We start from the raw sequence: 9,271 nt of genomic DNA, 5'->3' as shown, positions 1-9,271 counted from the left end.
ATTGGAGGGCAGCAGGGGCTCTATCCGCTCCCACTGCTCGTCGGTGAACTGGCGAAATCGTGACTTCGTCTGTCCCATACGGCCACGGTCTCGCGGGTCACCGCTCAGCTATGGGAGACACGCCCTAGTCAAGGAATGTGGACAGTTCTTCGATGAGTAGCCAGCGACGCGCGGAGGTGTGCGCTTTCTTTCGACGACAACCCCGCCCCCAGTCGAGCCCAACCGGTTCCAGAGATTTCGCATCAGTCGGACCCACACGCGGGTGTTCCTGCTCTGCGGAGCCGGCCCCGGTCACGGCTGACCGCCGAGCTGGAACGAGATTATCGATCGCGGTAATCCGTTAAGGTGACTCCCATCGCTCAGCGACCGGCCTCGATGTTCGACCGCGAGAAAGGGGAGAGACCGTCATGTCCTCAGGGATCGTGTCCGTGGCTCTGGTGGCGCTGTCTGTCGTTGCTCTCTTCTATGCACTCCACCGCGTGGCCAGCATTACCTCCGACCCGTTGACAGTCCTGCCGGCCCAATCCGGGTGGGCACCGCAGGAGCACGCCCTGTCGCGGTTCCACGCACGCTGGTACCTCGCCTCGATCGTGTTTCTGGCCTTCGACGTCGAGATGCTCTTTATGTACCCGTGGGCCGTGGTGGTGATCGAGAAGGGGCTCTCTGCGGTGGTGGAGATGTTCCTGTTCCTTGGTGCCCTGCTAGTCGCCGTGGCCTGGGCACGGCGAGAAGGCGCATTCCGATGGGCTTGAGCCCGTTTCTCGCCCGCCTCGCCGTCCAGGCCACCCGGGTGCTCGTCGTCGAGGCCCCGGGCCAGTGGGCGACTCGGATGGAGCTTGAGCAACAGCTACTCCGTCGCGGGTGGCGGATAGCCAGTAGTCCGGCTCAGGGGGACGTGCTCGTCGTGTGTGGTGCGCCGGGTCCTGAGCTGTCGGATCTGGCGAACCGCCTCTGGGAGCAGATGCCCGGCCCTCGGGTGCGCATCGGCATCGCCTCGCCCGGAGCGGTGGTTCCCGCCCTCGACAATGCCACTGCGCTCCTGCTCGACACTTCCCATCACCGGACCGACGCCCGCGAACGGGCGCAGGAGCCCTCGATGTCCGATCACGCGAACAATGCTGATGGCGAAGGGCACGAAGGGCACGTGGGCCACGAAGGACACGAGGAACACCAGGGCCACGGTGGACACTCGGACCACGAAGAGCACGCGGATCGCCAGGCGCACGAGGGCCACGAAGACCATGGCGGGCATGGTGGCCACGAGGGCCACGAAGACCATGGCGGGCATGGTGGCCACGAGGGCCACGCAGACCACGGCGGGCACGAGGGCCACGAAGACCATGGCGGGCATGGTGGCCACGAGGGCCACGCAGACCACGGCGGGCACGAGGGCCACGAAGACCATGGCGGGCATGGTGGCCACGAGGGCCACGCAGACCACGGCGGGCACGAGGGCCACGAAGACCATGGCGGGCACGAGGGCCACGAAGACCATGGCGGGCATGGTGGCCACGAGGGCCACGCAGACCACGGCGGGCACGAGGGCCACGAAGGCCATGGCGGGCATGGTGGCCACGAGGGCCACGCAGACCACGGCGGGCACGAGGGCCATGAAGGCCATGGCGGGCATGGTGGCCACGAGGGCCATGAAGGCCACGGGGATATGGACATGGCTCCCGCCGGGATTCCCTTGGCCGAAGGCGGGGAGGACCGCGACGGCCTGGAGATGGATGTTCTCCATCTGCCGCTCGGTCCGGTATTGCCGTTCTGGCCGGCCGGGCTCGTGCTGCACTGCTCGCTACAGGGGGACGTTGTCGTCGACGCCACCGCCTCGGTGATCGACGCGACGGAGCACAGGGCCGGAGCACCCGGTCGGCCCACGGACCACGCGTCTGCCACGGTGACCCAATGTGATCAGGTCATGGCACTGCTGGCACTGGCCGGTGCCGAAGACCTGGCGGACTGCGCCCGCCGTGCCCGGGACGGGATTCTGACGGGCGATCCCGGTGCCGCCCGTGACGCCGTCGAGCGTCTGCACCGGAAGGTTCGCAGGTCGCGGCTGCTGCGCTGGTCATTGCGGGGCGTGCTGCCGCTCGGCCCGGCCGATCTGGAGCGCCACGGCTTGCCGGGGCACTGCCTCGGGGATGCCCACGACCGGTTGCTGGCCCAACTGGAACGGATCCGCGTCGAGGTCGGCGGCGCAACGCCGGACCGGGCGGATGGCGGCTCAGCGCAGGAATCTGCGGACAAACTAACTGTGCCGTGGGCGGTGGTGCCGGACCTGGTGACCGGTTTGGAGCTGGGCACTGTGCGCTTGGCGGTGGCGAGCCTTGATCTGGGCTCGCATCCTGCCGTCCGGGAGGTGGGGCATGTCTGAGACCGTGGTGACGACCGTGTCCGGTGGGTGGGCCGTGCTGGCCGGGGTGATCCTGTGTGGGCTGGCGTTGTTCGCGGTGGCGCTGGACGGGGTGCTCTCGTCGCCGGCGCGGGGCGGCGGTCGTGGCGGGCCCACTCCCCTGGCCCGTGCGGCCCGTCTGTTGCGGCAGCGTCGCCGCACGACGGTCGCCGCGGACACCCTGCTGTGGCGGATCGGCGGCGCGGGCATGCTGGTCGGGGCGTTCCTGATGATCGCCGTGATCCCGCTGGGCCGCTGGACACTGGCGGACCTCGACGTGGGAGTCGTGTGGTTCAACGCCGTCGACGTCATGGTGTGGGCCCTGGTCTGGCTGGCGGGGTGGGGCGCCAACTCCATCCACGGTCTGGTGGGCGGTTACCGCTTCCTCGCGCACGGGCTGGCCTATGAGCTGCCGCTGATGTTCGCATTGGTGGCCCCGGCGATCGCCGCCGGCAGTCTGGCGGTGGGCGACGTCGCGGCCGCGCAGGACGGCGTGTGGTTTGTGGTGTGGATGCCGGTGGCGTTCCTGGTCTTCCTGATCGGCGTGACCGGCTTCTCTGTATGGGGTCCATTCGCCCCGGCCCTGTCCGCGGACATCGTCGGCGGGGTGACGGCCGAACTCTCGGGGGTCGATCGGCTGGTCCTGCAGGCCGGGCGCTACCTGTTCCTCACCGCCGGGGCGGCGTTCTCGGTGCCGCTCTTCCTCGGCGGTGGTGCCGGGCCCGTCCTGCCCGACTGGGCGTGGGTGCTGGTCAAGACAGCGCTGGTGCTGACGGTTCTGGTGTGGGCGCGGCGCAAACTTCCGCTGCTGCGACCGGATCGGTTCATGGAGATCGGCTGGACTGTCTTGCTCCCGGCCGTCGTGGCCCAGGATCTGCTTGTGTCCCTCGTCGTGGTCTGGAAGGGCTGAGCCGTGCTGGTCGGGATCGTGTTCTGGGTACTCGCTGTGGTGGCGGTGACCGCGGGGACGGCCGTGTTCGTGGTGGACTCGATGGCCCGGGCCACCTACGCGCTGGCGGCATCGTTCATCGCCGTGGGGGTGATGATTTTGCTGCTGGGTCAGAGCTACCTGGGCATCATCACGATTCTGATGATGGTCATGGAGATGGCGGTGATGGCGGTCTACATGGTGATGTTCATGGGCATGAACCCGGCGCTGATGCCGATGGACATGACCCACGGGAAGAAGACCGCGATCGGCACCTCGGTCGGGGTCTTTGTGCTGCTGGCCGCCGGGGCGCTGCTGATCCCGTGGCCCGAGCGACGTGGCGCCCCACCCGAGGACCTCACCAACGCGCTGGGCCTGGAGATCATGGGCGAAAAGATGTTGGTGATGGCCGTGGTGGGCGCGGTCATGGTGGCCACCATCGTGGCCGGGATCGTCCTGGCCGCCGGGCGCACCCGCTACGACCGGCTCGGCGACGATCTGCGGCGCCGCCCGGCCGACGACCCCCAGCCGGGAGGTGTGGGTCGATGACCCTGGAGGCCGTTCTGGTGGTGGCCGCCGCCCTGTTCGCCGTCGGGCTCTACGGGGCCCTGTCCCAGCAGGTGGTGGTGATGGTGATGATGGGCCTGGAGTTGATGATCAACGGGGTGCTCCTGGCCGCCGCGGGGTTCTGGTGGTTCCTGGCCCCGGGCCCCTCCGGGCAGGTGCTGCTGCTGGTGGTGCTGGCGGCCATGACCGTGGAGATGGCCATGGGCTTTGCCGTGGCGACGCTGTTGCACCGCAAGCGGCAGACCGACATGACCGACATGGCCGAGGATCTCTCCGGATGACCGCCGACCAGACCTTGCTGCTGACCCTGGTGGTGCTCCCGGCTGCCGTGGGTGCGGTGCTCGCGCTGACCCGGGCGGAGCGGGTTGCGGCCCCGATCGCGGTATCGACCGCTGCCGTGACCGCGCTGCTGGCGGCTGTCGTCGCCGTTGCGCGGCCTGCGGTGGCGTTCCCGTTCATCGCCGGCGTCGACGTGGCATTGGAGGTCGACGCCCTGGCGGCGCTGACCCTGCCGATGGTCGCAGTGGTGACCCTTTTGGTGCTGGTTTTTGCGGCCGGCAACATCCGGGCGGCCCGGCCCCGCTTCCACGGGCTGATGCTGCTCTTCGCCGCCGCGGCCCTGATCACGGCCTCGGCCGCCAGCCTGCCGGCGCTGCTGTTTGCCTGGGAGTTGATGGGCGCGACCTCGTACGCGTTGATCGGGTTCTGGTGGCGGGACACCGACCGCGTCTCGGCCGGGCTCACGGCCTTCCTCACCACCCGTACCGCCGACCTGGGTCTCTACCTGGCCGCCGGCGCTGCCTTGGCCGGCGGCGCCGGTATGGGCCTGTCCGAGTTGCCGGCGGCGGAGAGCCCGTGGCGGCACGTGGTGGCGGCCGGGATCCTGGTGGCGGCACTGGGCAAGGCCGCGCAGCTGCCGTTCTCGTTCTGGCTCTCCGGCGCGATGAAGGGCCCCAGTCCGGTCAGCGCACTGCTGCACTCGGCGGCGATGGTGGCAATGGGCGGTTACCTGCTGCTGCGCGTGGAGCCGCTGCTCGCCTCCACCGGGTGGGCGGGCCCGGCCGCCGCGTGGATCGGGCTACTGACCGCGGTGGCGATGGGGATCGTGGCGTTGGCCCAACGGGATCTCAAACAGTTGCTGGCGGCGTCCACTGTGGCGCAGATGGGATTTGTGGTGCTGGCCGCCGGAGTGGGCGCGGTGAGCGGAGGTGCCGCCCAACTGGTGGCCCATGCCTCCACCAAGGCACTGCTGTTCCTCGCTGCCGGGGCGTGGCTCACCGCGTTGGGCACCGAGAAGCTCACGGAACTGCGCGGGGCGGGCCGCCGATGGCCGGTGGTGGGCGTGACCGCGACCGTGGGAGCCCTGGCCCTGACCGGGATCGCGCCGCTGTCCCTGTGGGCGACCAAAGACGCGGTGCTGGCTGGGGCCCTGGAGACCTCGGCCTGGCTCTACGCCACAGGACTGGTGGCGGCGGCCCTGTCGGCGGCCTACTCCGGCAAGGTCCTATGGACGATCTGGCACCGCGGGGCCCAGGCCCGGGTCGAGGAGCCCACCGCCGGGCGGGAGGTCGGCGCAACGCAAGAGCTCGGCACCGGGCAGGTGGGGGCGCTCGAGCAGGCCCCGCTGGTCGTGCTGGCCGCGGGGGCGGCCGGGCTGTCGGTGTTGGCGCTGCCCCCGCTCAGCGGCGCCCTCGCCCAGGCGATGGGCGGGCACGGCGAGGTGACGGCGCTCGAGCTCGTGGTCTCGGCCGCCATCGCCCTGGCCGTGGTGCTGCTGATGCGACGTCTACGCGCCCCGGAACTCGGGTGGGCCGAGCGGTGGCTGGGGCTGGAGGCTGCTGCGCACGTTGTCGTCGTCGTTCCCGTCATGCGGTTGGCGCACCTCCTGGCCCGGTTCGACGACGCGGTCCTGGACCGCGCCGTGACCTCCGTGGCCGGGGCCGTCCCGATGCTGGCACGGTCCGTGGCGCGGTTCGACGACGAGGTCCTCGACGCCGGAGTCGGAGCAGCCGCACGGGCCGCCCATACGGCCGGGCAGGGCGCGGCCCGCCTCGATGACGCCGTGGTCGACGGCGCCGTCGAGGGCCTGGCCGGTTGGGTTCGCCGACTCGGGCACCTGGCCCGCACCCCGCAGACCGGGGCCGTCCACCAGTACCTCCTGCAGGCCGTCGCGGTGCTCACCGTGGCCGTGGTGGCCTGGACCGTCTACGCAGTGATGGGATGAGCATGCTCAGTCTGATCGTCTTTCTCCCCTTGGCCGCCGCCGCCGTCCTGGCCGCGGTGCCGGCGATCGGGCCGGCGGCCGCGCGATGGGCGTGGATCGCGGTGAGCGTGCTGGAAGTGCTGCTGGTTGCCGTGGTGTGGGCCGGCTACAAGGACCCGGGACCGAACGGGCTGGCGTTCGAGGAGCAGGTGCCGTGGATCCCGGGGGTGGGCAGCAGTTACCACGTGGGCATCGACGGGCTGTCCCTGCCGCTGGTGGCGATGACGGTCGTGGTGTTCTTGGCGTGCGCTGTGTACTGCCTGCGGGATTCGGACCGGCCGCGCGTGCAGGCGGCGCTATTTTTGTTCCTGCAGAGCATGAGCCTCGGCGTGTTCGTTTCAGCCGACCTGATCCTGTTCTTCGTCTTTTTTGACCTGTCGATCGTGGGAATGTACTTCATCATCGCCGGGTGGGGCCACGGCAATGCGGCCCGGTCGGCGCTGAAGTTCTTCCTCTACACGTTCCTGGGGTCGCTGGCCCTGCTGCTGGGTTTCATCGGGCTGTATGTGTTCTCGGCGCCCCACACCTTTGACATCCCCGAGCTGGTCGCCGCACCCCCGCTGGCCGGTGAGCCGCTCGCCGGGGGGCTGGTGCTGGCGGCGATCCTGGTGGGCTTGGCCGTCAAGACCCCCACCGTGCCGTTCCACACCTGGCTTCCCCCGGCCCACACCGACGCCCCGGCCGCCGGCTCGGCCGTCCTGGCGGGGGTGTTGCTGAAGATGGGCGCGTACGGCTTCGTGCGGATCGCCATGCCGATGCTGCCCGAGGTCTGGCGGGCGTGGGCCTGGGTGATCGTGGCCGTGGGAATCGTCTCCGTGCTCTACGGCGCACTGGTGGCGCTTGCCCAGACCGACCTCAAGCGGATGATCGCCTACACCTCCGTCAACCACATGGGCTACATCGTCCTGGCCCTGGGTGCGGCCGGGCTGCTGGTGGAGGGTGCCGAGCAGGCCCGGTCCGTGGCGGTCACCGGCGCGATGGTGCAGATGGTCAGCCACGGACTGATCACCGCCGCCCTGTTCTTGCTGGCCGGGGTCATGCAGAGCCGGGCCGGGACCTACGACCTGGGTTCCTATGGCGGGCTGGCCGGCCCCGCCCCGCGGTACGCGGCGCTGTTCGCGATCGGCGCCTTTGCCTCCCTGGGCCTGCCCGGGTTCTCCGGGTTCATAGCCGAGTTCCAGATCTTCGCCGGCAGCGTGGCCGTGGCCCCGGTGACCGCAGTGGCGCTAGTGGGCATCGTGATCACCGCCGCCCTGTTCCTGCGGGCCCTGCAGCGGGTCTTCACCGGGCCCGCCGCCGGGCGCTCCCCCGGGTTCGCGGACCTGCGGGCGCACGAGCTGTGGTCGGCCGGCCCTCTGCTGGCGCTGTCCGTGCTGATCGGAGTGCTGCCGCTGGTGCTGCTCGGGGTGATCGAGCCGAGCTCGGCCGCCCTCGTGGAACTGGTGGGACGGTAACCCGTGGACGCCTCCATGCAGATGAGCCCCGGGCTGCTGCTGCCCGAGATCATCGTCTTTACCGGCGGATTGGCGGTGCTACTGGGCGGATCGTTCCTCCCCCGGCAGCGCCAGTGGATCGCCCGCGCCGCGGCCGCCCTGGCGCTACTGGGCGCCGCGACCGCCGCCGCGGTGGCTATGGCCGGGCCTGCGCAAAGCGCCTTTGCGGGTACCTTTGCCGTGGACACCGCCACCGGCGCCGCACGGGTGATAGCCACCCTGGCCACCCTGCTGATCCTGGGGGTGGCCTCCGGGGAGCTCAAGGACTCCCCGCGCGAATCCGACACCTACGCCCTGCTGCTCTTCGCCACCGCCGGGGTGATGGTCCTGGCCGGGATCACCGACCTGTTGGTGCTGATCGTGGGATTCCTGCTGGCCAGCATCCCGCTGTACGGGATCATCGGACTCACCGGCGGCCGCTTGGGCGCCGAGGCGGCGGTCAAGACCTACCTCATGGGGGCGCTGTCCGGGATCCTGTTGATGCTGGGCGTCACCGTGCTCTATGCCCTGGCCGGAGGCACCGACTACGCCCTGCTCCGGGAGGCGTTGCCCACCGCACCGGACGCCGCCGTGGGGACAGGCATCCTGGGGGTGCTGGCCGGGCTGCTGTTCAAGGCCGGCGGGGTGCCGATGCACTTCTGGGTGCCCGACGCCGCCCAGGGCTCCGGGGTCACCGCCGCCACGTTCCTGACCACCGTGCCCAAGGTGGGCGCGCTGGTGGCCGTGTACCGGTTGGTGGCCACAGTCTCCGCCGAAGAGCACTCCTGGTTGCTCGTCGCCGCCCTACTGGCCACCGCCTCGATGTTCCTGGGCAACCTGGCCGCCTACTGGCAGACCGATCCCCGCCGGCTACTGGGCTGGTCGACCGTGGCGCAGGTGGGGTTCCTGCTGGTGCCCGTGGCCGCAGCCGGGCGCAGCGACCTGGCCCTGCCCTCGCTGTTGTTCTACCTGGCCGCCTACGCCGTGACCAACGTCGCCGCCTTTGCCGTGACCGCTGCCCTGCCCGAGCACCGGACGCTCGCCGAATACCGCGGGCTGGCCCGCTCCCGCCCAGGGTTGGGACTGACCGTGCTGGTGGCGCTGCTGGGGCTGGTGGGCACCCCGCCCCTGGCGATCTTCGTGGGCAAACTGACCACCGCCACCGCCGCCTGGGACGGCGGTCACGGGTGGCTGGCTCTGGTGGTGGTGGTCAACAGCGTGATCAGCCTCTTCTACTACCTGCGCTGGTTCGCCCCCGTCTTCGCCCGACCCGACTCCCAAGCCGCCGAGTTCCCCGGACGCGGCGGGATGGCCGCCTGGCCGGCCGTCACGGCCGCGGTCGCCGCGACCGCGAGCCTGGCGCTGGGCGTCCTGGCCGGTGTCCTGTGGGCTGCCCTCGACGGCCCCGGGATCCTGTAGGGCTGGGAGCGGCAGCCTTCCCCAGCCGGAAGGGGCGTCGAGTAGGTGCGGGAGGGAGCCGGGGGCCGTACAGGAGAGCCCGCTTATAGGAGAGAACCCCCTAGGGCGTGTCTCCCAATCGGCGTAGCCAGGTGAGAATTGCGCAGAGGGTGACGGCGGCGCGGTAGGTGATCGCGAGTTTGTCGTAGCGGGTGGCCAGCGCTCGCCATTGCTTGGCCAGAGCGAAG

General features: G+C 70.4%; 9 protein-coding genes. 8 read left to right on the top strand and 1 reads right to left on the bottom strand.

Annotated features, from left to right (window positions below; genetic code table 11):
• The first annotated feature begins 407 nt into the window (after positions 1-407).
• Positions 408-752 (top strand): NADH-quinone oxidoreductase subunit A, encoded by a 345-nt coding sequence (locus tag J1M87_RS27210; RefSeq protein WP_007626392.1) that lies wholly within the window; start codon positions 408-410, stop codon positions 750-752.
• A 95-nt stretch (positions 753-847) separates the two neighbouring features.
• Here J1M87_RS27210 and J1M87_RS28940 read toward each other — a convergent pair whose 3' ends face one another.
• Entirely contained in the window at positions 848-1,741 is an 894-nt protein-coding gene (locus J1M87_RS28940) for a hypothetical protein (RefSeq protein ID WP_241257515.1), read from the bottom strand.
• On the opposite strand from J1M87_RS28940, the gene J1M87_RS27200 reads away from it, so the two are divergent.
• From J1M87_RS27200 to J1M87_RS27170, 7 genes are read left to right on the top strand one after another with little or no spacing between them, the layout of a single operon-like run.
• Positions 1,727-2,377: a hypothetical protein gene (locus tag J1M87_RS27200; protein ID WP_241257514.1), complete on the top strand. Its 651-nt coding sequence runs from the start codon at positions 1,727-1,729 to the stop codon at positions 2,375-2,377. The two genes, J1M87_RS28940 and J1M87_RS27200, sit on opposite strands and share 15 nt — an antisense overlap.
• Positions 2,370-3,305, top strand: coding sequence for a complex I subunit 1 family protein (locus tag J1M87_RS27195; protein WP_017836399.1), 936 nt, complete (start codon positions 2,370-2,372; stop codon positions 3,303-3,305). Before J1M87_RS27200 ends, J1M87_RS27195 begins: the two co-directional genes overlap by 8 nt.
• 3 nt (positions 3,306-3,308) lie before the next feature.
• Positions 3,309-3,872 carry an NADH-quinone oxidoreductase subunit J gene (locus J1M87_RS27190; RefSeq protein ID WP_064257203.1) on the top strand — a complete coding sequence of 188 codons (564 nt, stop codon included), beginning with the start codon at positions 3,309-3,311 and terminating at the stop codon, positions 3,870-3,872.
• A complete protein-coding gene (locus J1M87_RS27185) occupies positions 3,869-4,171 on the top strand; it encodes an NADH-quinone oxidoreductase subunit K (RefSeq protein WP_017836397.1) in 303 nt (100 codons plus the stop codon). The genes J1M87_RS27190 and J1M87_RS27185 overlap by 4 nt, the downstream gene beginning before the upstream one ends.
• On the top strand, positions 4,168-6,114 hold the full coding sequence (locus J1M87_RS27180; RefSeq protein ID WP_206492765.1) for an NADH-quinone oxidoreductase subunit L: 1,947 nt from the start codon (positions 4,168-4,170) through the stop codon (positions 6,112-6,114). The genes J1M87_RS27185 and J1M87_RS27180 overlap by 4 nt, the downstream gene beginning before the upstream one ends.
• A gap of 2 nt (positions 6,115-6,116) precedes the next feature.
• The gene (locus tag J1M87_RS27175; protein WP_007626381.1) at positions 6,117-7,607 is read left to right on the top strand and encodes a NuoM family protein; all 1,491 of its coding nucleotides are present in this window, start codon (positions 6,117-6,119) and stop codon (positions 7,605-7,607) included.
• A gap of 21 nt (positions 7,608-7,628) precedes the next feature.
• Positions 7,629-9,044, top strand: a complete 1,416-nt coding sequence (locus J1M87_RS27170; RefSeq protein WP_042329325.1) for an NADH-quinone oxidoreductase subunit N — start codon at positions 7,629-7,631, stop codon at positions 9,042-9,044.
• The last annotated feature ends 227 nt before the right edge of the window (positions 9,045-9,271 follow it).

The sequence above is a fragment of the Rhodococcus sp. KRD162 genome, assembly GCF_017168335.1.
In the GTDB taxonomy this organism is placed as follows: Bacteria; Actinomycetota; Actinomycetes; order Mycobacteriales; family Mycobacteriaceae; genus Rhodococcoides.
The sequence above is the reverse complement of the archived record's forward strand: the minus strand, read 5'-3'. Positions and strand labels throughout refer to the sequence as shown.